Genomic DNA, 22,567 nt, shown 5'->3' on the forward strand with positions numbered 1-22,567 from the left:
CCCATACTGGGGCTTCGAGCGGCCTCAATGCAGGCGTCACGGCTGCGGCGGCTACCGCACCCAATTCACTGAACTGCTTTGCTCTGAACAGCGCAGCTTTGCCCTGAACTGCTTTGCCCTGAACTGCTCTGCTCTGCTCTGCTCTGCTCTGCTCAGAACTGCCCTGAACTACTCTGAAGTGCTCTGCTTTATTCCGCTTTGCTCTGGCCGCCATCTGTTCCGGCGTCACGAGCCGAGCCCGCGCCCCCGTGAGGGTCGACGTGCGGCTCTGCCGCTCCGAGGTGAAGCGTTTCGCCGGTTGCCCGCGCGACCTGGCGTGCCTTCAGTACGCTGGCGACCGTCGAGATCACCATTGCGGCGAGGATGAAGAGGAGCGACATGCCTGTGCTGATCTCAGGCACCGGCACGTGATTGCCACCGTTGATAAACGGCAGCTCATTCTCGTGCAGCGCGTGAAGAATCAGCTTGACGCCGATGAACGCGAGGATCGCGGCGATGCCGTACTTGAGGTACGGAAGCTTCTCGAGGAGACCGCCGAGCAAGAAGTACAGCTGGCGCAGGCCCATCAGAGCGAACACGTTGGCAGTGAAGACGATGAACGGGCTCTGCGTAATGCCGAAGATCGCGGGGATCGAGTCAAGTGCGAACAGGAGGTCCGTCGCCCCGAGGGAAATAAGCACGAGCAGGAACGGCGTGAACATGCGCTTGCCGTCAACGGTTGTGCGGAGCTTGCCGCCGTCGTACTCGTCGCTGAATGGCATGACCTTTTTGACCTGGCGGATGAGCCAGCTGTCGCCTTGCTCCTCGTGCCCGCCGGGCTTCACTTGCTGCCACGCGGTCCAGATGAGCCACGCGCCGAAGATGAAGAAGACCGCGATGAAGCGCTCAATGATTGCGGCGCCAACGAGGATGAAGATTCCACGGAAGATGAGCGCAAGTACGATGCCGATCATGAGCGCCCGCTGCTGGTAGGCGCTCGGAACCTTGAATGCTCCAAGGATGAGCACGAACACGAACAGGTTGTCGATCGACAGACTGTACTCGGTAAGCCAACCTGCAACGAACTCCGTCGCGTGCTGGGCGTCGCCGAGCATATATATGGCGCCGGCGAAGAGTAGCGCGAGCAGCACATAAAAGCCGACCCAGAGGCTTGCCTCACGCATAGACGGCACGTGGGGTCGCTTGATGATCAGCAGCAGGTCGACGATCAGGATGGCGGTGAGCAACACCATCGATCCAATTTCGAACCAGAGAGGTAGGGCGGTTGTCACGGTAGAGACATTCTCCTTCGGGCTGGCGCAGGGTGCGCGAAACTCCGAAAGTCTCTTCCCGGCGCTGGCCCCAGCGGGCTGCTCCGCGCTCGCACCGGCCGCGCGGTCTTCGCGTGGCGTATTGACGATACGAGCGAGGTGGAATACTCCCCTTCGCAGTGATCAACTATAGCTCGCAACGACCGCGTCGCGCGCGCTTTCGCTTGGCGTGAGGAAAAGTCTCTGTTCCCCACAGGCTCACTTTCTGCTCCCCACAGGCTCACAGAGACGCCCTGGGATAACATATGACTCTATTTTTCTCTCTTCCAGCTTTTGCTCTGAGCCCCAATGGAGAACCACCGTGAACGATCGCTCGACGCCACCGATTCAGCGCAGCACTGCTCGTGGACCCGGCGCCGCATCGCGCACCCTCGCAGCGTTTATCTTTGCGAGCCGCTGGCTGCAGGCGCCGCTGTACCTGGGGCTTATCATCGCGCAGGGCGTCTACGTCGTACTGTTCTTCGTCGAGCTGTGGCATCTGTTCGAGAACGTGATCATTTCGGGGAAGATCACTGAGACCGACGTGATGCTCTCCGTACTCGCTCTCATCGACATCGTCATGATTGCGAACCTGCTCATCATGGTTATCATCGGCGGGTACGAAACGTTCGTGTCGAAGATCCGCGTGGAGGGCCACCACGACGAGCCCGAGTGGCTGTCCCACGTCAACACGAACCTCTTGAAGGTGAAGCTTGCCGTTTCGATCATTTCGATCTCGTCGATCCATCTACTGAAGACCTTTATCGAGGTCGGACGCATGGAGGATGGCCTCGTCATCGACGCCAAAGGCAAAGTCATCTATTCGAACGACGGCGTGTTCTGGGAGGTCGTGATCCACCTCGCCTTCATCGTGTCGGCCCTCGCGCTAGCTTGGATCGACAAGATGGCGCAGCACCACCCCGCAGTCCAGCGTGACGAAGTCACTGCCGGCGCGATTGAGGCGCAGCTCTCGGGGGCCGACCTCGCAACCCAGGCGCCCGATGGCGTTTCGGTTTCGGTTGCTGGGCAGGCTGCGACTCCAGCTGCAAGCTCGACTGCAGCCCAGACTGCAGCTCCGGCTCCCGTGGAGGCTTCGTTCGCGTCGGCCCATGAGGGCTTCGTGACTGTTCGCATCCCGGCTGGCACGGTGCTGCCTGCAGGCGCCGAGATCGTCGACGACAACCGCTCGTAGCCTCACTCTGGTACTTCAGCCCCGGCCGAAGAACGGTAGTAGCTCGACGCCAGTTGCAACGGGGAACTGGGGTGTGACTCCTCCCCGACCTGATGCCCGAGCACTACGCAGCGTCGGTGCCGCTTCGACGAAACCTCACCCGATTCGGGGGCCTATCCCGGTACTCCCGCCCGGTTGGACTCGTCCATCTGATCACGCCCTCCGGCTCCTGCTCCACCTTCCAGTCCGTATGGTGTTTGAGGGTGTGGTGCCCACGACAGAGGTGCGCAAGATTAGCGGTCGAGGTCGCGCCTCCAAGTGCCGCATCTACGGTGTGGTCTGTGTCACACCTGCTTGCGGGTACTCGGCAGCCCGGGGCTCGACAATGCAGATCGCGAGCTACCAGAAGTCGAGTCATTTCAGCGGACGGTCTATAGCGATCAACGGCGAGGACCCTGCCCGCGTCATCGACCGTTACGCGCTCCCAGGCTTTCGCACCAGCGGCGAGACTCGCCGCTGTCGCGCTGGCGATCGGCCCGTATCCGACGAGTTCAGGTACGCCGTGGGCAGGAATCACGACTTGCACGTGCGCTCGCACCTGATCCCACTCATGTAGGTTGGCGTCGCGCCCCGAACCTGATCCGCCCGCGTTGCCCTCTTCCAGGAGATCTAAGTCTCGCCCAAGCAAGAGGTCGCGTAGAACATCTGCTCGCACTTCATCGCACGACCGCCCCGACCTACCCGGCGCAGGGCCGTCCAGCCTCGGGCTATTTGCCGCGGGGAACACCCCTGCTGAGGTAAACGTCATGCCTGCAGGAGACAGTTCGGCCTCGCCTACGCCGGCTATCGCACGCTTCGCGATCGCCGCGATCCTATCTTTTATCGCGTATGCGTCTTCGGCCGACAGATGCGCGATCAGGTCAGCCATACCATCATCGAGCGCGACGACACGAATGCTTCGTCGCCTGAGCGCCGCCTCGTGCCGCTCCTCCAGCGAATCCTCGGAGTGAGCAGCGGCGAGTCGCCGCGCGATTGGACGCAGTCTGTTTGGCGTTTCCTCCTTCGCAAAGGAAAGGGCCTCGTCCTCATAGCGAAGCCTGCGCGCCTTGTCCCGTGACTCGTTTCCGGTCTCGAGCGGCGAGCCCTCTTCGGTGAGAACACGGAGATGTCCAAGCGATATTTCTCCGCTGCGCAACGCGTCGAGGGACATCGCGAAGTGTTCATGCGCAAGAAAGGCGGTTGAAAGCAATCGTTCTGCGTTGTGCTCGCTGTCGTTGAGCGCAGTCGCCACCTCAAGCCTGAGTGATCGGTACGCGAGCTCACGGTCAGGCGTCCCCTTCTTGGGATCTCCTCGCCCAAACACCTGCTGCAGGGCCCTCGCCAACGCGGCAAGTTGCTCCGCCTCGAGGCGGCGCTTCTCACCCTCGTGGGTTTCGAGCACCCGAACGGCGCTGTCGATGTCGGCGAGCTGCTGACTGGAGAACCGTCCACTTGAAGTCATGTGTACATTACTTCACACACCACCGACATTTAGTCGTCGCTGATCTCCCGCGGGGACTAACAATGCAAGGAAGGCGCACACAAAGTGGCAAATTCGCAGCGCGCGACCCGGTAGTCTAGACCGGTGCCGTTCTCGGCACCTGCGCGAGTGGCGGAATTGGCAGACGCGCTGGATTTAGGTTCCAGTGTCTTCGGACGTGGGGGTTCAAGTCCCCCCTCGCGCACAGATAGGGTTTTCCCGCGCCCGGCAACGCAAGGTCCGCGACCAAGCTACCTGACCGGGGCGCGCGGAAACCAATGAGCGACACCACGGCCGTGCAGCAAGGCTCCGGCGTCAACTCCACCCGAGCACTAGTTCCTGCAGCGAGAATGCCCTGAACGTGCGCTCGCTACAACACCGTTAAACCCCACGCCACGGCGGCAGCATACCGGGACGGCAGTACACCGGGACGGCAGTGCACCGGGACGGCAGCTCGCCGGGACAATAAGGCGCACCGGGACAATAAGGGCGCATCGCGACGGCAGCGCCCAGGATGACAGTTGACAACCGAGCAACACGGTGACTCACTGTAATACGGAGAGACACTACGTTTGATAGGCTATGCCCAGCCTTGCCTGAGGAGGAACAGTGGCCACAAAGGAACCCCTGCAGACGATCTCAGTCGCTGAAGCGGCTACAAATCGCCTGCGCGAAAGCCTCTTTGCCGGCGCCTACGAAGCCGGAGCCGAAGTCAAGGACACGCTCATCGCCGACGAATACGGCATTGCGCGCCCCACTGCGCGAATTGCCGTGCAGCAACTCATCGCCGAGGGAATGCTTGTCCGCGAGCCTGGCTACAGCGCCCGTGTCCGAACATTTGACCCCAACCAGGTTCGCGACATCTTTCGGGTGCGCAAGCTTATTGAAATCGATTCGGTGCGCGCTGCGAAGCGAACCAAAGCGCCGCTAGACAAGGTCGAACGAGCCCTCGAGCGCTTCTCAAACCTCGGCCCTTTGCCTGCATGGGCCGAAGTTGCGGAGGCAGATGCGGGGTTCCACCTGGCTGTCGTCGAAGCAGGCGGATCCGAACGCCTGTGCTCCTACTTTGCCGGAATCACCAACGAGATCAGACTCTTGCTCGCGCTCCCCGAGACGCACTTTGGGCGTGGCGGGTCACCTTACGAAGAGCACCAAGAGCTCTTCCAGCTCCTCGCGGGTGACGCAACGGTGGCCGAGGTAAAGCGCGCCTGGGTCTCCCATCTCGATGAGTCACGCGACTTCCTGATTCATCACCTGACGCGGGAGCTTAACACGACAAACTAAAATGCGATACTGTTATACAGATTTACGACAGTGTGTCGAATGTGTATTTGCAGACATCGAAGTTTGGGGCAGACGTGCACCGCAGCAGACAGAATCCAGTCGCTCTCATCACCGGGGCAACCTCGGGCATTGGGGCCGAGATAGCTAGAAAACTGCATCTCGACGGGTTCACAGTTGCGATCAGCGGCCGCTCGGAGGAACGCGGAAATGCCCTGGCGCGCGATCTCGGCGCCGGCGCAACCTTCTTCAACTGCGATCTGCGCGCGCCCAACGCTCCACTCGCCCTTGTCAAGCAGGTCACACAGCTGCTTGGGCCACTTGACGTACTCGTGAACAACGCAGCCGTGGACCACACTAATGACCTCCTCGCAGTCACTGATGAGGAGATCCGCGAGACGTTTGAGTCCAACACGTTTGCGCCAATGAATCTCCTCATCGCCGCGGCGCGCAGCATGTCAGAGCACGGCACCGGAGGCGCGATCATCAACGTCACTTCGCGACTTGCGAGCATCGGCGTACCTACAATGGGCATTTACAGTGCGTCGAAAGGGGCAATGCTAGCGTTCACCAAAGCTGCGGCCGTCGAGCTCGCCCGCCACGACATTAGGGTCAACGCAGTTGCCCCGGGCATGACCCGCACCCCGCTCTACGATGAGTGGCTTGCCGCGCTTCCCTCCCCCGAGGCGGAAGCCGCGAAAGTGTCCGCCGCAATTCCGCTCGGAAGGATCGCTGAGACACAAGACGTCGCCTCGACCGTTGCGTTCCTCGCGAGTCCTGCCGCCGCATACCTCACCGGAGTGTCGATCCCGGTCGATGGCGGCTACCTCGCCCAATAGGGGCCACTCCCGCGCGCTCACTCGGTCACGACGCAAGCAGCGCCGCGACCACGTACCGCCAGACGCTTCCAAGTCGTCGGCCAGCGCACTGCCACGCATGGAACGCGTCCCCCTCTAGCCGGGTACTCGCGAGGCGGTGCGCCCCGGCGGTTACCGGGAAGGCCCTGGCGGGCGGGCTCCGCTTCGACACCGGAGCGGCCCTTGAACGCGGACTGGCGAGCTGCTCAGCGAAGTAGCCCATATCCACCCGAGCTCGCGCCCAGTAAGCCCCACTGGCAATGCGCATCGCGCGCAGCACGCCAGACCCCGCGGGGCAGCAGCACTCCCCCGGTACTGGTGAGACGCACAACAACGCTGCTCCCCAGCATCAGCCTGTCGGGCTGGCTCTGGGGAGCAGCGTGTCTCGGGAATACGCGTTACTTCATCAATTGCGGCAAGAAGGTGCTGATCTGTGGCACAAAAGTGATCACGACAAGTACGCCAATGAGGGCAATGACGTACGGCAGCGCGGCCAGGCTGACTTTCTCAATCGACAGCCCGCTAATAGCGGAGGCGACGTTGAGGTTGTCGCCAACCGGTGGGGTGGCAAACCCAATCATTGAGGCCATGATCATGACGATGCCGAAATGGACCGGGTCCATTCCGAAACCGGTAACCACCGGAACCAGGATCGGCGCCATCAGGATGATGCCAGCAAGCGTTTCCATGAACATGCCCATAAAGAGCAACAGGACGAGGATCACGAGGAGAATGATCCAGAACGGAACGGAAAGCGATCCAAGCCATCCTGACACAAGCGTCGGCACGCGCTCGACGGTCAAAATGCGCGCGTAGGTCGACGCAGTTGCAATGATAACGAGGATCATGCCCGAGATGAGTAGCGTTGATTTGAACATCTGAGGGATGTCCGAGCGCTTCGCCTCGCGGTAGACGAGCGCTAGCACCACGCTGTAAGCAACAGCGATACCGGCAGCCTCAGTGGGCGTAAAGACGCCACCATAGATGCCGCCCAGCACGACGATCGGCATGAGAAGCGTCCACTTGGCATCCCAGATTGCGCGACCCCGCTGCTTCCAGCTGGCCTTGGGTACCCCCGTACCAAAGCCACCCTTCTTTGCGTAGTAGCGGCTCACGAAGTAGAGCACAACGACAATGATGAGGCCCGGGATGAAGCCGGCCATGAAGAGATCGCCGATGGACGTGTTCGTGGTGATGCCGTAGATGACGAGCGGGATGCTTGGGGGAATGACGATACCAACGCCACCCGCGGTCGCGAGCACGCCGGCGCTGTAGCCACGGCTGTATCCCTCGCGAATCATCGAAGGGATCATGATTCCGCCGATTGCTGCGACCGTCGCGGGGCCCGACCCAGACAACATGGCGAACACGGTCGTCGCGAGCAGCGCCACCGCAGCGAGACCGCCGGTGATGTGCCCGACAAACGCCTTCGCGACGTCAATGAGCCTGCGCGACAGCCCGCCGTACTCCATGATCACGCCCGAGAGCACGAACAGCGGCACCGCGAGCAGCGGGTAGGAGTCAACGGCACCAAACATGGTCTGCGTGAGGTAGCTCACCGGGATAACGCCCGTAGCAAGCACGGCAAGCACCGAGGAGATACCAAGCGCAAACGCGATCGGCATGCCGATCACAAGCAGGAGCGCAAAAACGAGGAAGAGAATTGCGAGACCCATAATCAGTCGACCTCCACCTGTGACTTAGGGATGGGCTCGTTGGGGTGCTTCACGATGTCGACAAACGCGAGCACCGTGTGTTGCGCGACCCGGAACGACATGAGCAGCATGCCGAGCGTGAGCCCGAAGTAGACAAATGACATGGGAATCCGGGCGGCAGGCGACACTTGGCCGCTCGCGACCTGCTGGAGTACCTGCTGCCACGAGAGCACGAGCATGAGCAGCAGGAACGCGAGCCAGAGCACGAACACGACGATCCGGATCACGCGCTGCGCGATCGGGACTCTGGAGCCGATGAGATCAACGATGACGTTGAACCGAACGTGCCGCAGGTACTTCACCGCATAACTACCGGCAATCCAGACGAACCAGACGAGCGCGAATCGAGCAATCTCTTCTGACCAGACGAGCGGGGAGCCGAACAGGTAGCGCATGATGACCTGTGCAACCACGAGCACCGTGAAGATCACGAGCGCCGCGGATGCGAGATAGACCTCGACGTAGTCGTCGAGGTGACGCAGGATGCGTTTGAGCATGTGGATGGCTTTCTATAACAAACCGATGGGCGCTGGTAAGCCCGATGGGCCGGAGCCGGCATCGCACTCGATGCCGGCTCCGGAAGCGAATCGCTTACTTGATGGCGTCAAGGAAGGTGGTGTTGCCTGCCGCTTCGAGGATTGCCTTCAACTTCTCGGTGTCGACGTTTGCGGCGTTCGACGCATAGAACGGCACTGCCGCATCGATCCAAGCCTGGCGCTCGGCCTCATCAAGGTCGGCCACTGTGCCGCCATCTGCCTCGATCTTGCCGCGCACCTCACTGTTGATGCCAGCCTTCAACTCCCTGAGCTTGACGATCATGTCGTCCGCCGCCGTGGTGATGATCTCCTGATCTGCCTCGGGGAGTCCTTCCAGGAAGGACGAGCCGATGAGGATAACCTCCGGGTCGTAGATCCAGCGCAGCTCGGTGAGCTTCGCTGCAGGCTCAGTGAACTTCGCGGAGTAGAGCAACTCGTACGGGTTCTCAACGCCGTCAACGACTCCCTGCTGCAGGGCAGTGAAGACCTCCGGGAATGCCATCGGCGTCGGCGAGGCTCCGAGACTCTCCCAGAACGCGATGTGCATGGGAACCTGCATCGTGCGCAGCTTCTTGCCCTTGACCTGCTCTGGCGCCGTGATGGTTTCCTTGGTCATGGCGAGATTACGGAACCCGTTCTCTCCCCAACCGAGAGCGGTGAGCCCGCTCTCCTCGATGCCCTCGAGCATCGAGTCACCAATCTCACTATCGAGCACTTTGTACGCTGTCTCAGCGTCTTCGAAAATGAATGGGAAGTCGAAGACCTGGAGCGAGTCGTCAAAGTTTGCAAGCACGCCGACCGACGGGGCGGTCATCTCGAGGTTGCCTGCCTGCACAGCCTCGATCATCTCGCGCTCGCCACCCAGCTGGCTGTCGGGATACACCTCGACCGTGATGCGCCCGTCAGAGCGCTCGCTGACAAGTTCGGCGAAGTACTCGTATGCCTGGTTCTGCGTGTCCCCGGCAGAGATGACGTTGCCGAACTTGATTGTGTAGCTCTCACCCTCGGCTTTGCCTGCGCCGCTGTCACCAGCTGGCGCGCACGCGGCCAGGCTGAGCGCCGCAACAATCCCGAGTGCCACTGCACCCTTGCGGTAGAACATTGTGGGGAACCTCCATTGGTCTCTGTGGCCGACTATCGGCCATCAGCGTTCGGGGCTCACAACATCAGTGAAGCCGCCCCGCTCGCAAGTTATACTGTAATACAGTCTTGCGATCATCGTGACCGTTTCTTCAAACTTTCACGAATTGTTACCAAACTCGCCGCACGTCGACCACCTTGAGCACCCGGGCTCGATGCACCGCGAGCCAGCGACAACGGCACAAACTCGCGCATCACAGGCCATTCACCCAAAGGGCATGTCGCGAATCCGGCGCCCTGTGTTACTGTAATACAGTTAGAGAGTCGCGACACAGAGTTGTTTCTCCCGACTTCTCAACGTCACGAGCACTACGACAGTGAAAGGCGGCTCACAGCGTGACCACGCAAGATCGCACGGTAAGGCAGTACCGCATCGCTAGCATCCCTGGCGACGGTATAGGCCCCGAGGTAGTGGACGTCTCTCGAGTCGTCCTCGACGAGGTCTCCCGGCAAGAGGGATTCAGTATCGACTGGGAAGAGCACCCCTGGGGTTCCGCGTTCTACCGCACTACCGGAGAGATGATGCCTGGAGATGGCCTTGACCTCCTCGGCGGCACCGACGCGATCTTCTTTGGAGCGGTTGGCGACCCGGGGCTCTCAGATGCGCTCACGTTGTGGGGCCTACTCATTCCGATTCGACGCGAGTTCGATCAGTACATCAATCTCCGGCCAGTGCGGTACGTACCCGGACTCCGCACTCCCCTGCACAACGCGGCCGGCATCGACCTGATGATTGTTCGTGAGAACTCAGAAGGAGAATACTCAGAGATCGGTGGCCGCTTCGCAGCCGGCACTCCCTTTGAATTCGCCACACAGGAGGCTATTTTTAGCCGCCGGGGCGTCTCACGGGTCGTTGAGTACGCAGCCGATCTCGCACACCGTAGAAGCGGAAAAGTCACCAGCGCGACCAAGTCCAACGGCATCATTCACACAATGACGTTTTGGGACGAGATCGCAGGCGAGGTCGCCGAACAGCACACGAATCTGGAGTGGCGCAGCGTGCTCATCGACGCGCTGTCAGCAGAGCTCGTGCTCCGACCGCAGTCACACGACGTGATCGTCTGCTCGAACCTATTCGGGGACATCCTGTCAGACCTGGCATCAGCAACGATCGGATCGCTCGGAATTGCGGCCTCGGGCAACATCAACCCCGCGGGAGATACGCCGTCGATGTTCGAGTCAGTGCACGGCTCGGCCCCCGACATCGCTGGTAAGGGTATTGCGAATCCGTTCGCCCAACTCGGCTCCGGCGTCATGATGCTTGAACACTTGGGCGAACACCACGCTGCCGAGCGCATTCGGACGGCCATGGACGCGCTCGTCGCATCTGGCGAAACCACGCCCGACATCGGCGGTTCGCTTCGCACCGGCGAGGTGCAGGACGCACTTCTCCGCGAACTCGGCATCTAACCACTTCACGCCACGACTCCCCCGTTTCACAAAGGAAGAACCAATGACACGCACCCCATCGCTGTGGAGCGCTCAAGCCCACATCCCCTCGATTGTCGGCAACCAGATTGTCGTGACTCACGCCGAGGGCTCGTATCTCACGACTGCCACCGGTCAGCGACTCTTCGACGGCACCGCAGGGCTGTGGCACACAAACATCGGCCACAGTCGCGAGGAGATGGCGCAGGTCGCCTACGACCAGATGCGCAAGCTCGAGACCTATCACGTCTTCGGCCGGTACGTGAACGACCGCGCGGTTGAACTCGCAGAAAAGCTCGTTGAGATCGGACCAATCGCCGATTCAAAGGTCATTCTCAACAGCGGCGGATCCGATTCGATCGATGTTGCGTGCAAGCTGGCGCGCCGATACTGGACGCTGACGGGCAAGCCCGAGAAGCGGGTCATCATTAGCCGCGAGCACGCATACCACGGCCTCCATGCCTACGGCACGAGCGTCGCAGGTCTCGATTTCAATCGGGATGGTTTCGGAGTTGATTCTCTCGTCCCGGACACCGTTCGTGTGCCGAAGCATGACATTGCTGCGCTCCAGGCAGAGATTGAGCGCATTGGCGCGAAAAACATCGCAGCGTACATCGCCGAGCCGGTAATGGGCACAGGCGGAGTCCACCCACCCCAGGATGGCTACTTCGAGGAAGTGGCTCGGCTCTGCAAGGCGCACGACATTCTCTTCATCGCAGACGAAGTCATCACCGGTTTCGGCCGAACTGGGTCGATGTTTGCGACTACTCGGTACGGCCTCGAACCCGACATCGTCACGTTCGCAAAGGGCGTGACCTCGGGCTACGCGGCACTCGGCGGCATCTACGTAGCACCTCGCTTGTGGGCCCCGTTCTTTGAGCGCGGTTCGGACAGCCCTATCTACAGGCACGGCACCACGTACTCCGGTCACGCTACCGCGTCTGCCATCGCGCTGAAGAACATCGAGATCCTGGAACGCGAGGAGCTCGTCGAGGCTGCGGGCTCGCTCGAAAGCACCCTGGAAACACTGCTCGCCGATCTCAACTCGCACGAGCTCGTCACCGAGACCCGCGTCGGCGGGTTCCTCGGAGGGGTCTCACTTGCAGAGTCGGTGAGCGCCGAAGCCGTGACCAACGCAGTTCTCGACCTGGGGTTCATCACCCGACCGCTCAACGGCAACACGATCCAGATTAGCCCGCCATTTATCGCGACACCGCAGGAGCTCACCGACCTCGTCGGCGCGATTCGCACAGTCCTCGACCGCAACTAACCCTCAGCACCACACCCCAAGGAGTCACCATGACCGTGCTACGCGCATCCGCAGAGCGCCTCGCAGCTTCAACCGCCGCACTCGAAACCCTCCCCGGTTTCGCAAACCATGAGCCCAGCGCAGATGAGTTTGCCGTGCTCGACCCGTCTACAGAGCAGCGAATTGCGACCCTCCCGAGCTACTCCGCCGAATACGCGGTCGAGCAGGTCGCGATCGCCGACGAGGCCGGGCGCGCATGGGCGGCAACCACGCCTCGCTACCGGTCCGACGTACTGCACAGCGTCTACGCTCATCTCATGGCCAACCGCGACAGGCTCGCATTCGTCATCAGTCGCGAGATGGGCAAGACGCTTGCCGAGGCGCAGGGCGAAGTCCAGTACGCATCTGACTACGTTCGCTGGTACGCAGACGAGTTGCTCCGACCCGCAGGCGGGTACCGCGAGAACCCGGCTGGCGGTTCGACGATCCTCACCAAGCGTGCTCCCGTCGGTCTCGCCTTGCTCATCGCCCCGTGGAACTTCCCCATGGCCATGATTACTCGCAAGATCGCCCCCGCGCTCGCTGCGGGCTGCGGGTCTGTGATCAAGCCTGCCGGACTCACCCCGCTCACCACGCTTCTCACCGTCGAGCTCATGGCGGAGGCTGGCGTGCCGCGAGAGCTCATGCGGATCGTCACAACGACGAACCCCGGGCCGTTCAGCGAGGCCGTTCTCGGTGACCCGCGAGTTCGCAAAATCTCATTCACTGGTTCCACCGAGGTCGGTTCGACGCTTATGGGCCTCGCCGCCAAGAACATCGTCAAGAGTTCGATGGAGCTCGGCGGCAACGCACCGGTGCTCGTGTTCGACGATGCCGACCTGGAGCGGGCTGTCGAGGGCGTGTTCCTCGCAAAGATGCGAAACGGTGGCCAGTCATGCGTAGCGGCGAACCGGATCTTCGTGCAGGACGGGATCGCCGACGCGTTCGCCGAAGCATTGGCTGAGAAGATGGCAAGCGTTCAGCTCGGAGACGCCGTCTCAGAAGGAGCCGACCTGGGACCTGTCATCGACCGCCGCGCAGTCGACCGTCTGACCGCGCTCGTCGCAGACGCGACCGATCGCGGCGCCGAGCTTCGCGCAGGTGGCGCAGCGCCCGACGAGCCGGGCTACTTCTTCGAGGCGACACTGCTTGACAGGGTGCCCGGCGACTCAGACATCGCGAACACTGAGATTTTCGGACCGGTCGCGGCAATGAGCCGCTTTGGCTCGGAGGACGAGGCAATCGCGCTCGCCAACGGAACGCCTTTCGGGCTTGCCGGATACGTCTTCACCGAAAGCCTCGACCGGGCTCTCAACGTCGCCGACAGGCTCGAGACCGGGCTTGTCGGCATCAACAACGGCGTGCCGTCAAACGTCGCCGCGCCCTTCGGCGGCATGAAGCAGTCGGGACTTGGCCGCGAGGGCAGCCACGAGGGGCTCGAAGAGTACCAGGAGATCCGTTTCTACAACATCGCACGCCGAGACACCGCTTAGTTCGGCAACGAAGCCATCTCAACACATCTCAGAACAGGAGAACCCACTATGTCCAACAGCTATCCCAATCGCGTGACGACGGCGGTCCCCGGGCCTCGGTCGCAGAGTGCTCACGCAGCGCGTCAGCAGCATGTCTCGGCCTCCGTCGGGTCGTACATGCCGATCTACATTGAACGGGCCGACGGATCGATCCTGACCGATCTCGACGGAAACGAGTTCATCGACTTCGGGTGCGGCATTGGTGTCACGTCGCTCGGCCACGCAAATGAGGCGGCAGTCGGCGCGATGCGCGAGCAGCTCGAGGCATTCACGCACACGCTGTTCACTGTCACCCCGTACGAGCTCTACACGGAGGTCGCGCGCCTCCTCGGCGAGATCACGCCGGGAGATTTCGCGAAGAAGTCGGTGCTCAGCACGACCGGCGCCGAGGCGATCGAGAACGCAGTAAAGATCGCGCGATCCTTCACCCGCCGCAACGGTATCGCGGTTGTCGAGCACGGCTACCACGGCCGCACAAATCTCACACTTGGCATGAACTACAAGGCACAGCCGTATTCGACCGGAGTCGGCCCGCGCGCCGGCGAGATCTACCGTGTACCGAACTCCTACCCGTTCCGCGATGGTGAACAGGACGGGTCGGTCATCGCGCGGAAGGCCATCAAGACGCTCGAGAAGATCTCAGGCGCAGACAACCTCGCCTGCCTCGTGATCGAGCCGATCCAGGGCGAGGGCGGCATCGTCGTACCCGCTCCTGGCTACCTCGAGACGCTGCAGGCGTGGTGCGCCGAAAACGGCATTGTTGTGATCGCCGACGAGATCCAGACCGGGCTCGGGCGCACAGGCAAGCTGTTTGCGAGCGAGCACTTCGGGTTTGTCCCCGACCTCGTCGTCACCGCAAAGGCGATTGGCGCTGGCATTCCGCTGTCGGCCGTGACCGGCCGGGCGGATGTCATGGACGCGATTCCCGCAGGCGGCCTGAGTGGTACCTACAGCGGCAACCCTGTCGCCTGCGCGGCCGCGATCGAGGTACTCTCGCAGCTCACCGCCCCGGGCGCAATGGACCGCACAACCGAGATCGGCGAGCGGCTGCGCGCGGGTCTCGCTCAGCTCCAGGAGAAGTACCCGGTGATCGGAGACGTCCGCGGCCACGGCGCCCTGTTTGGCATCGAGCTTGTCGACGCCGATGGCGAGCCCAACGTCCCGGCGTTTGCCACTGTCAGCCAGGCCGCGCTCGCGAACGGCCTGCTGGTGATGGCGGGTGGCAGCGACGGTCACGTCCTGCGCCTGCTCCCGCAGGTGAACATCAGCGACGAGCTCATCGACGAGGCTCTGAGCATTCTCGATACTGCGTTCTCTGCCCTGTAGCACCGCAATCACACGTTGGGGCGTTCACCGGGATCCCGGTGAACGCCCCAACGCGTTCGCAAGAGCATGGCGAGACACGCGTCGCGTCAGCTAGCTTCTCCCGGTGACGACGTCCGCGATCGTTGCGATGGGCGATGTAGTGCGTCGTCCGCGATCCTCCGCCGCGTCAGCGACCCCGTATGCCGCGTAGAGCCCCTTGGTGGCGATCCAGCGCAGCGGCTCAGGCTCCCACTTGCGCACCCGGTGCCCAACCCACGGCAGGTCTGTGAGCTCCGAGTCGTTGCCGAGGATGAGATCCGCGAGGGTCCGACCGGCGAGGTTGGTAGTCGTCACACCCGTTCCCACGTACCCTCCTCCCCAGGCGAGACCCGTCGCGCGATCGAGCCCGACTGTCGCTGCCCAGTCCCGAGGCACCCCGAGCACGCCAGACCAGAGGTGCTCGATCTCCGCCCCTGCAGTCGCGGGAAAGAACCGCTGCATGATCGCCGCCAGCGTCCGCGCAGTTTCGGGCGGCGTCTCACCATCAAGGTCAACGCCCGATCCCCACTTGTAGGGCACACCGCGACCTCCGATCGCGATGCGGTCGTCAGCGGTGCGCTGCGCATACATGTAGACGTGTGCGAAGTCGCCGAGCACCTCACCGTTGTCCCAGCCGAGCTCATCCCAGATGGCTGCGTCCAGCGGCTCGGTCGCGATGAGCGACGAGTTCATTGGCAGCCACAGGCGCTTGAGCCCCTTCAATCCTGCAGTGAACCCTTCGGTCGCGCGCACCACAATCTCGGCGGTGACCACTCCGTGAGTCGTACGCACGTTGCCCGGGGTGATCTCGACAGCGCGCGTGTTCTCGTAGATTTCGACGCCGAGCCGCTCAACCGCGTCAGCAAGGCCTTTCACGAGTTTCGCGGGCTGTATCCGTGCCGAGTGGGGATGCCAGACCGCCGCGCGAGTGTTCGCTACGTTGATCTTCGCCATGGCCTCGGGCGCTTCGAGTAGCTGCAAATCCGTCGAGCGCCACGTCTGCTCGGACGCTGCAAACGCACGGATCCTGGCTTCTTGCGCCGGGGTGTAGGCGACGTTGAACTCGCCACCCTTCTGAATGTCGGCGTCGATGCCTTCGTGCGCGGCGACGCGGATCACCTCGTCAACCGTCGCGTTCATCGCGAGCTGAAAGCGCTCGGCCGCATCACGCCCGTGGTCGGCGACGTACTGCTCGCGTCCACCGGTGATGGCGTTCGTGAGCCAGCCCCCGTTTCGGCCAGAGGCGCCGTAGCCAACGTGGCGCTGCTCAACGATGACGACCCGAAGGTCAGGGCGCTGCTGTTTGAGGTAGTACGCGGTCCACAGTCCGGTGTAGCCCGCTCCAACGATGGCGACGTCTGCGGCGAGCGCGCCGGGCAGTTCCGGCCGGGCCGCCGGCACCCCAACCTGCTGCCACCAGTGAGAAACCTTGCCGTTGATCATATGCTGTCCTGCTCGATTCGTTCCCCGCACGCCACTGTGCGACAGGCAACAGCGTAGCCTGGGGGTATGCCTACCCGCTACGAAGCCGCGATCCATCTTGATATTCCTTTGGAAATGGCAAAGCGCCACGGGATTCCCTCGCAGATCAGCAAGGTCGAGCTCGAGAAGATCGCCGCCGACCCGCCGGCCTGGCTCGTTCAGTCGCGGGCAAACCGCACCGGGAAGAAGCCGGTCTGGCAGACGCTCACGTGTGCCGTCTGCGGCGTGGAGGAGATCACCCGCCCGAAGAAGTGGTGGCCCGTCTTCTCGCTCCTCGCGTGCGACACCCACGAGGCAGGTGAACTGCCCCAGCCAGTCGTGGGAGCAGAGCGCTCATTCGTCTATGGTGTTGGTACTAGCTTCTTCGGTGTCGTTGACGCCGCCCCATCGGCAGGGAGCCATTCGGGAACGTGACACTCGCGAAGGACGCGCCCTAGGGTGTGGTCATGTACCCAGACATTATGTTCTTCGCCCGCACGTTGTTCGTGCAGCTCTTCATTTTTGCTCTCATCGGCGCCGCCCTCTGGGTGATTATCAGGACTGCCGTGCTTTCGGCCCTTCGAAAGCACGCAGCTGAGCAACACGCTCTACATGGCCCGACTCCTGGGCCGACTCCTGGACAGGAGCGTTCGAGCGCATAGCGCCGCTCACAGCAGCGCTGCCTCCAGCAGAATCGCTCGACCGTTGCTGCGGAGGGAGCGAGGCTTGAGGCATGAGCGAATCATCTCAGCCACCACTCTTCACCGACCCGTACCGACGCGAACTGTTCGAGCGCCGCGTGCTCGTACTCGACGGCGAACTCAACGATGACAACGGCGTGCTGCTCGCGACCCAGCTTGTCGCGCTCGCGGCCGCAGACCATTCCGCGGACATCGCGCTGTGGATTCACTCGCCGGGCGGCTCGGTGCCTGCGATGCTTGCGATCCGTGATCTGATCCGGATCATTCCAAACGACGTCTCTACCCTCGCGCTCGGGATCGCCTACAGCGCGGGTCAGTTCCTGCTCACGGCAGGCACCCGCGGAAAGCGCTTGGCGCTCCCCCATTCCCGCATTCTCATGCACCAGGGTTCGGCGGGAATCGGCGGCACCACTGTCGATGTCGAGCTTCAGGCTGCGCACCTTCGGCACACCCGCGACACAGTCCTCGGTCTCACGAGCGCCGACACCGGCCAGCCGCTTGACAGGATCTTCGAGGATTCCCTTCACGACCACTGGTACACGGCTGCGGAGGGAGTTGAGTATGGCTTCATCGACGGCATTGTTGCGTCGTTCGACGAGGTGATGCCGAGCACGACGGCGCATGCTGGATTCTCACCTGACAGAAGTGCACGCGCACACGAGACCCCGGAGGGCACACGATGAGCGAGAGCTACACGATTCCAAACGTTGTCTCGCAGAGCCCGCGTGGAGATCGCATAATGGACGTCTACTCGCACCTGCTCGGAGAACGAATCATCTACCTCGGCACCCCCATCGACGCCGGTGTGGCGAACGCAGTCATCGCCCAGCTCCTCTATCTTGACGCCGGTGGCGCCGAGTCAGACATCAACATCTACATCAATTGCGCGGGCGGTGACCCGAGCGCCATGCTCGCGATCTACGACACCATGCGTTACGTGCGGGCGCCCATCGCCACGACCTGCGTCGGCCAGGCGGTCGGGGTCGGAGCGGTACTGCTCGCTGCGGGAGCTGCCGGGAGGCGCATGGCGCTGCCTCACACCCGCGTGATCCTCCATCAGCCCAGTAATGAGGGCAGGCGCGGGACGATCCCTGACCTCATTTTGCACGCTGACGAGGCGGTGCGCCTGCGCGCAGACCTTGAGAGTGTGCTCGCGGCACACTCCGGGCAGTCGGCTGAAAGGCTGCGGCGCGACACCGACCATGACCGTGTCTTCACGGCGACCGAGGCGCTTGAGTATGGCCTCCTCGATCGGATCATCGTCGAGAGATAGTCTCAGCGCACGGGCACTGCGGGCACTGCGGGCACTGCGGGCACGACTGCGGCCTATGCGGCGAGCGCGAGCACGGAGCCCCGTGACGCTCCCGGGGCAGCATGCGCGACCGAACGTGGAGCGAGCGACCCACCGCTTGCAGGTGCGGCCGCAACTGATCCGGATCGGGATTCGCCGCCACGCAACGCTTCCGTGACGGCGAGCGTCAGATCGAGGAGGGTAACCTCGAGCGCGCCGGCGACGGCCTCGATCATCTCGCTCGAGGGATCCTTGCTCCCCCGCTCCATCTCTGAAAGATACTGGGGCGATACGCCGGCTCGCTTCGCAGTGTCGCTCAGCGTCTCTCCGCGACCGTGGCGGAGCCTGCGCATCTCCGCCCCAAGCATATGGCGCCACAAGGGCAGTGGACTCTTGGCGCCAGTAGCGGGGGCATCCCTCCCATGAACTGGGCGTCCGGTCACCAGCCGGCGCGGACTATGCCGCACCGTCTCGCGAGGCCCGCCAGACTCTCGAAGCTCGGCAGCCCTACGAAGCCCGGCAGCCCCTCGGTTCCAGGCCGTCTCTCGATGTCCGGCCATGTCTCGATGTCCGGCCATATCTCGATGCCCGGCCATATCTCGATGCCCGGCCATGTCTGTGGGAGCGCTCTCGGTCATACCTGATCGTAGTCACGGGCGCCGCTCGCACCGAGGCGTCTCCGCCCAGAGCAGAATCCTCGCGAGCCCGGGCTCGTTGCGCGCCGGGCGGCGCAACATGCCGCAAGCCGCCCAGTTGGGGCGGGCAGACTGGCAGACTGAAGCCATGGTGCAGACATTTACGGTCACAACGCGCGCCCGGGTCCCCCTCGAAGACCTCTTTGACGCCGCGCTCAGCGTCGACTCCCACGTTGCGTCGATGGCGGCGACAGGCGAGCGGGCGATCGCTGGGGTCACATCGGGTGTCATGCGGCTCGGCGACAGCGTCACCTGGCGAGGCCGCCACTTTGGGATCTGGTTCACAATGACCTCACGCATCACCCATCTCGACCGCCCGAACGTCTTCGTCGACGAGCAGCAGCGCGGGCCATTCAAACACTTCCGACACGTGCACCGGTTCGAGCGCGAAGGTGAGCTCGTAGTCATGCACGACACCATCACGGTCGCGTCGCCGGTGTTCGGGGCGTTCGCCGAGCGCCTCGTGCTCGTGCCGCACCTGCGCAGGCTTATTCGCGACCGGGGCGAGCATCTCGCAGGCTCGCTCACGATACGCCCATAGCCTCTCCCACGTCGCGTTACTCTATGAGGCATGGTGCACGCAGATCACACGTTCACGCACGGCGACTACACGATGAAGTTCTCGAGCTACCCTGGCCCGACTTCGCGTACGTTCGTACTGATCCACGGAATCGGCATGGGGCGCATCGTGTTCGACGAGGTGGCTGAGGTTCTGAGCGTTCAGGGCGGGGTGCTGGTGCCCGACTTGCCAGGATTTGGTGACTCGCCCGAGCCCGGGACTGAGGCAACGATCCAGGACAACGCCGAACTCATTGAGCGCTTCATCGCGAGCCAGGCGACTGGCGACGTCACGCTCGTCGGCCACTCAATGGGAACGCAGATCGTGGCCGAGGTCGCGAAGCAATTCCCTGAGAGCATCGACACGCTCGCGCTCATCGCCCCAACAATCAACAGGCACGAGCGAAGCGCCACCAAGCAGGCCGCACGCATGGTCCAAGACCTCTACGGAGAGTCGCCGAAGGTGCTCGTGGAGGGCGTTGTCGAGTACGCGAAAACGAGCCCACTTTGGTTCGCAAACAAGTTGCGGCTCATGCTCGACCACGAGATCGAGAACGTGTGCCCGGATATCGCCACGCCGACGCTCGTCATGCGCGGCGAAACTGATCACGTGTGTCCACGGGACTGGGTGCAGGAGGTAGCCGCCGCACTCCCCGATTCCGAGTACGAGGAGATTCCGGATCGCGGGCATGAGGCAGTCATCAAAAGCCCGGAACCCGTGGCGTCCATGATCCTCGAGTTTGTCGCGCGCCGCGCGCACCGCAGCCACCACACTAGTTAACCACCTAATAGTATGGTCCTTAATGAATGCCCTCATGGACCACAAGCACTCCCTCCTCCTTGAACATGCCGGCCTCGGCAGGCCTGGCGGCGACGACTCAGACGACGGCCCAGGCACCAACCCGGGCACCGGCTCAGGCGATAACAGCCCCGACGGCAACGGCCCCATCGACAAGGCCGCCCAGAACGCTGCACTCGTCATGTCGCTGCTGCACACAGCCGCCCGGATTGACAAGGCCTGCGCGGCCGAACTCGCATCGTTTGATCTCACGGAGGCGCGCCTCAGCGTGATGCTCGTCGTCGCGCGCGAGCCGAAAGCCACACCAGCTTTCATCGCCTCCTCCCTCGGAGTCACGCGGGCCGCAGTCACGGGTCTACTCGACGGCCTCGAACGCCAGGAGTACATCACGCGGCGCGACAGCGCGAACGATCGCCGCTCTTCCGCAATCACACTTACCTCGGCGGGGTCAGCCGCCCTCGATGACCTCGCCCCGCGCTACGGCGATTGGTTGACCGCGCTGTCGGCAGGGATCACGCAGGCAGACGCCCGGGCGACCTTCACGGCACTCGGCATCCTTCAGCAGAACCTTCAGGCGCTCGACGTTGAGGGCACACGATGACACGGGCAGGCGCTCAGCGCGGAGCGAGCCGCATGGCCGACGTCGCTGAGGAACATCTCGCGGCCCTCAATGCAGGCGAGGCCGAGGCCCGCACCCTCACGGAGGCGCTCGCAATCGACCACACAGCCCTCCTCGCCGTGACCCTCCCTGCTGCGAGCGAGGCGCTGCGAACAGCCATCGCGGAGGCGCAGCACCTCGGCATTCTCAGGCGCATGGCGACAATCGGGTCCGCGCTCGCTGCGCACCTTCCGGCGGATGAGCTTGCAGAACTCAGCGAACACCGCTCTGACACCGTGCGCGGCTGGTGGTGCTTTGCTATCGCCTCCCGCCGCGACGCCTCTCCCGCCGAGCTTGTCACCGCAGCGATCCCCCGCATCGACGACACGCGCTTCACCGTGCGCGAATGGGTGTGGATGGCACTGCGACCGCGACTGATCGAAGACCTCGCCGGCGCGATCGATCTCCTCGCCCCGCTCACGGCGGACGCCCGGCCGAACGTGCGGAGGTTCGCGAGCGAGGCACTCCGACCCCGAGGCGTATGGGCGACACACATCGCCGAGCTGAAACAACATCCCGAGCTCGGGGAACCCCTGTTGGAGCCACTCCGGGCAGATCCTGAGAAGTACGTCCAGGATTCTGTCGCGAACTGGATCAACGACGCTTCAAAGACCTCGCCCGACTGGGCGAAGAGCCGCTGCGCTCGGTGGCTCGCTGAGAGCGACACCCCAGAGACGAGGCGGATCGTTGCCCGGGCCCTCCGCAGCGTTCAGGCGCCCTCGACGGGCGGAGGCGCAAAACGGTAGCGTCGCGGTAAGCTTGGATCGCTCGAGCGCAAATGGGAGGTGCGACACATGCTGCTTTCACTGTGGATGATGACGCAGTTCGCACTCCTCACGGCTGCCGTCGCATTTGGCGCAGCCGGGCCGCAGTCCCCCGTGCAGCTCGCGCTCGTTGGCGCGGCTGGCATTCTTGCGCTCGCACCAATCGTCACGGTGTTCTTGCGGGGGCGCCGACCGACAGCCGTCTGCCCAGCCCAAGCTTCTCGCAGGCGCTCCCGGGCTGCTTCCTTTCGCACGTTCCGTGTGGCTGCCGACCCTGGCACGCCAGGCTCAGCGCTCGCCCGCGCACCCTCGTTGTTTGTCCACTCCTCGGTCGAACGACGCGCACGCCACACCCACGCCGCCTAGCGCGGCACAGACGTGGCGCCGTCTCGCGGCACGTTCGTCGCCGAGGGGTCTTGCCCGCACGCACGACGAATTGAAACGAGCTTTCCATGACCCCCTCACACACGCATACCCAAATCCAGGCGCGGCCTGACGACTTCGACCCCGCACGTCGCTCCGACAAGCATGGCGCTCGCG

At 63.1% G+C, this 22,567-nt stretch carries 23 protein-coding genes and 1 tRNA gene; 17 read left to right on the forward strand and 7 right to left on the reverse strand.

What is annotated here, in order from left to right; translation table 11 throughout:
* Positions 1–188: 188 nt before the first annotated feature.
* Positions 189–1,271, reverse strand: a complete 1,083-nt coding sequence (locus KI794_RS09155) for a TerC family protein (RefSeq protein ID WP_119284011.1) — start codon at positions 1,269–1,271, stop codon at positions 189–191.
* A 340-nt stretch (positions 1,272–1,611) separates the two neighbouring features.
* Between KI794_RS09155 and KI794_RS09160 the strand changes: the two genes are divergently transcribed.
* Positions 1,612–2,481 (forward strand): TIGR00645 family protein, encoded by an 870-nt coding sequence (locus tag KI794_RS09160; protein ID WP_255807862.1) that lies wholly within the window; start codon positions 1,612–1,614, stop codon positions 2,479–2,481.
* Positions 2,482–2,584: 103 nt separating this feature from the next.
* Here the strand turns inward: KI794_RS09160 and KI794_RS09165 are convergent, their stop codons facing one another.
* Positions 2,585–3,961: an HNH endonuclease signature motif containing protein gene (locus KI794_RS09165; RefSeq protein ID WP_255807863.1), complete on the reverse strand. Its 1,377-nt coding sequence runs from the start codon at positions 3,959–3,961 to the stop codon at positions 2,585–2,587.
* Positions 3,962–4,102: 141 nt separating this feature from the next.
* On the opposite strand from KI794_RS09165, the gene KI794_RS09170 reads away from it, so the two are divergent.
* The 3 genes from KI794_RS09170 to KI794_RS09180 all read left to right on the forward strand — a co-directional run bounded on the left by KI794_RS09170 (position 4,103) and on the right by KI794_RS09180 (position 6,099).
* Positions 4,103–4,184 (forward strand) — tRNA-Leu (locus KI794_RS09170).
* A gap of 404 nt (positions 4,185–4,588) precedes the next feature.
* A complete protein-coding gene (locus tag KI794_RS09175) occupies positions 4,589–5,263 on the forward strand; it encodes a GntR family transcriptional regulator (protein ID WP_255807864.1) in 675 nt (224 codons plus the stop codon).
* 47 nt (positions 5,264–5,310) lie between these two features.
* The gene (locus KI794_RS09180; RefSeq protein WP_255807865.1) at positions 5,311–6,099 is read left to right on the forward strand and encodes an SDR family NAD(P)-dependent oxidoreductase; all 789 of its coding nucleotides are present in this window, start codon (positions 5,311–5,313) and stop codon (positions 6,097–6,099) included.
* 416 nt (positions 6,100–6,515) lie between these two features.
* Here KI794_RS09180 and KI794_RS09185 read toward each other — a convergent pair whose 3' ends face one another.
* The 3 genes from KI794_RS09185 to KI794_RS09195 form a co-directional block, all read right to left on the reverse strand.
* Entirely contained in the window at positions 6,516–7,793 is a 1,278-nt protein-coding gene (locus KI794_RS09185; RefSeq protein WP_255807866.1) for a TRAP transporter large permease, read from the reverse strand.
* Between the two features lie 2 nt (positions 7,794–7,795).
* Positions 7,796–8,329: a TRAP transporter small permease gene (locus KI794_RS09190; RefSeq protein ID WP_119284015.1), complete on the reverse strand. Its 534-nt coding sequence runs from the start codon at positions 8,327–8,329 to the stop codon at positions 7,796–7,798.
* 94 nt (positions 8,330–8,423) lie between these two features.
* Positions 8,424–9,470, reverse strand: coding sequence for a TRAP transporter substrate-binding protein (locus tag KI794_RS09195; protein ID WP_255807869.1), 1,047 nt, complete (start codon positions 9,468–9,470; stop codon positions 8,424–8,426).
* Between the two features lie 374 nt (positions 9,471–9,844).
* Here KI794_RS09195 and KI794_RS09200 point away from each other — a divergent pair, with 374 nt between their 5' ends.
* The 4 genes from KI794_RS09200 to KI794_RS09215 are packed head-to-tail and all read left to right on the forward strand — an operon-like array spanning position 9,845 to position 15,082.
* Positions 9,845–10,918, forward strand: coding sequence for an isocitrate/isopropylmalate dehydrogenase family protein (locus tag KI794_RS09200; RefSeq protein WP_255807871.1), 1,074 nt, complete (start codon positions 9,845–9,847; stop codon positions 10,916–10,918).
* A gap of 43 nt (positions 10,919–10,961) precedes the next feature.
* Positions 10,962–12,206, forward strand: a complete 1,245-nt coding sequence (locus KI794_RS09205; RefSeq protein WP_255807872.1) for an aminotransferase family protein — start codon at positions 10,962–10,964, stop codon at positions 12,204–12,206.
* 29 nt (positions 12,207–12,235) lie between these two features.
* The gene (locus KI794_RS09210; protein ID WP_255807874.1) at positions 12,236–13,717 is read left to right on the forward strand and encodes an NAD-dependent succinate-semialdehyde dehydrogenase; all 1,482 of its coding nucleotides are present in this window, start codon (positions 12,236–12,238) and stop codon (positions 13,715–13,717) included.
* Positions 13,718–13,765: 48 nt separating this feature from the next.
* The gene (locus KI794_RS09215) at positions 13,766–15,082 is read left to right on the forward strand and encodes an aminotransferase class III-fold pyridoxal phosphate-dependent enzyme (protein WP_255807875.1); all 1,317 of its coding nucleotides are present in this window, start codon (positions 13,766–13,768) and stop codon (positions 15,080–15,082) included.
* Between the two features lie 90 nt (positions 15,083–15,172).
* Here KI794_RS09215 and KI794_RS09220 read toward each other — a convergent pair whose 3' ends face one another.
* On the reverse strand, positions 15,173–16,543 hold the full coding sequence (locus KI794_RS09220) for an NAD(P)/FAD-dependent oxidoreductase (protein WP_255807876.1): 1,371 nt from the start codon (positions 16,541–16,543) through the stop codon (positions 15,173–15,175).
* A 66-nt stretch (positions 16,544–16,609) separates the two neighbouring features.
* Between KI794_RS09220 and KI794_RS09225 the strand changes: the two genes are divergently transcribed.
* The 4 genes from KI794_RS09225 to KI794_RS09240 all read left to right on the forward strand — a co-directional run bounded on the left by KI794_RS09225 (position 16,610) and on the right by KI794_RS09240 (position 18,535).
* Positions 16,610–16,996: a hypothetical protein gene (locus KI794_RS09225; RefSeq protein WP_119284022.1), complete on the forward strand. Its 387-nt coding sequence runs from the start codon at positions 16,610–16,612 to the stop codon at positions 16,994–16,996.
* A 32-nt stretch (positions 16,997–17,028) separates the two neighbouring features.
* Positions 17,029–17,223, forward strand: coding sequence for a hypothetical protein (locus KI794_RS09230; protein ID WP_255807877.1), 195 nt, complete (start codon positions 17,029–17,031; stop codon positions 17,221–17,223).
* A 71-nt stretch (positions 17,224–17,294) separates the two neighbouring features.
* The gene (locus KI794_RS09235; RefSeq protein ID WP_255807878.1) at positions 17,295–17,945 is read left to right on the forward strand and encodes a ClpP family protease; all 651 of its coding nucleotides are present in this window, start codon (positions 17,295–17,297) and stop codon (positions 17,943–17,945) included.
* The gene (locus tag KI794_RS09240; RefSeq protein ID WP_255807879.1) at positions 17,942–18,535 is read left to right on the forward strand and encodes a ClpP family protease; all 594 of its coding nucleotides are present in this window, start codon (positions 17,942–17,944) and stop codon (positions 18,533–18,535) included. The genes KI794_RS09235 and KI794_RS09240 overlap by 4 nt, the downstream gene beginning before the upstream one ends.
* A gap of 53 nt (positions 18,536–18,588) precedes the next feature.
* On the opposite strand, the gene KI794_RS09245 is transcribed toward KI794_RS09240, so the two are convergent.
* A complete protein-coding gene (locus KI794_RS09245) occupies positions 18,589–18,906 on the reverse strand; it encodes a helix-turn-helix domain-containing protein (RefSeq protein WP_255807880.1) in 318 nt (105 codons plus the stop codon).
* A gap of 430 nt (positions 18,907–19,336) precedes the next feature.
* Between KI794_RS09245 and KI794_RS09250 the strand changes: the two genes are divergently transcribed.
* Genes KI794_RS09250 through KI794_RS09270 form a run of 5 tightly spaced genes read left to right on the forward strand, consistent with a single transcriptional unit; the run spans position 19,337 to position 22,393 of the window.
* On the forward strand, positions 19,337–19,789 hold the full coding sequence (locus KI794_RS09250) for an SRPBCC family protein (RefSeq protein WP_255807881.1): 453 nt from the start codon (positions 19,337–19,339) through the stop codon (positions 19,787–19,789).
* A 30-nt stretch (positions 19,790–19,819) separates the two neighbouring features.
* Complete coding sequence (locus KI794_RS09255) at positions 19,820–20,587, forward strand: alpha/beta fold hydrolase (protein ID WP_255807882.1); 768 nt, start codon at positions 19,820–19,822, stop codon at positions 20,585–20,587.
* A gap of 34 nt (positions 20,588–20,621) precedes the next feature.
* Positions 20,622–21,206, forward strand: coding sequence for a MarR family winged helix-turn-helix transcriptional regulator (locus KI794_RS09260; RefSeq protein WP_255807884.1), 585 nt, complete (start codon positions 20,622–20,624; stop codon positions 21,204–21,206).
* Positions 21,203–22,009, forward strand: coding sequence for a DNA alkylation repair protein (locus tag KI794_RS09265; RefSeq protein WP_255807885.1), 807 nt, complete (start codon positions 21,203–21,205; stop codon positions 22,007–22,009). Before KI794_RS09260 ends, KI794_RS09265 begins: the two co-directional genes overlap by 4 nt.
* 48 nt (positions 22,010–22,057) lie before the next feature.
* Entirely contained in the window at positions 22,058–22,393 is a 336-nt protein-coding gene (locus KI794_RS09270) for a hypothetical protein (RefSeq protein WP_255807887.1), read from the forward strand.
* Positions 22,394–22,567: the final 174 nt, after the last annotated feature.

The sequence above is a fragment of the Leucobacter aridicollis genome, assembly GCF_024399335.1.
Classification (GTDB): domain Bacteria; phylum Actinomycetota; class Actinomycetes; order Actinomycetales; family Microbacteriaceae; genus Leucobacter; species Leucobacter aridicollis_A.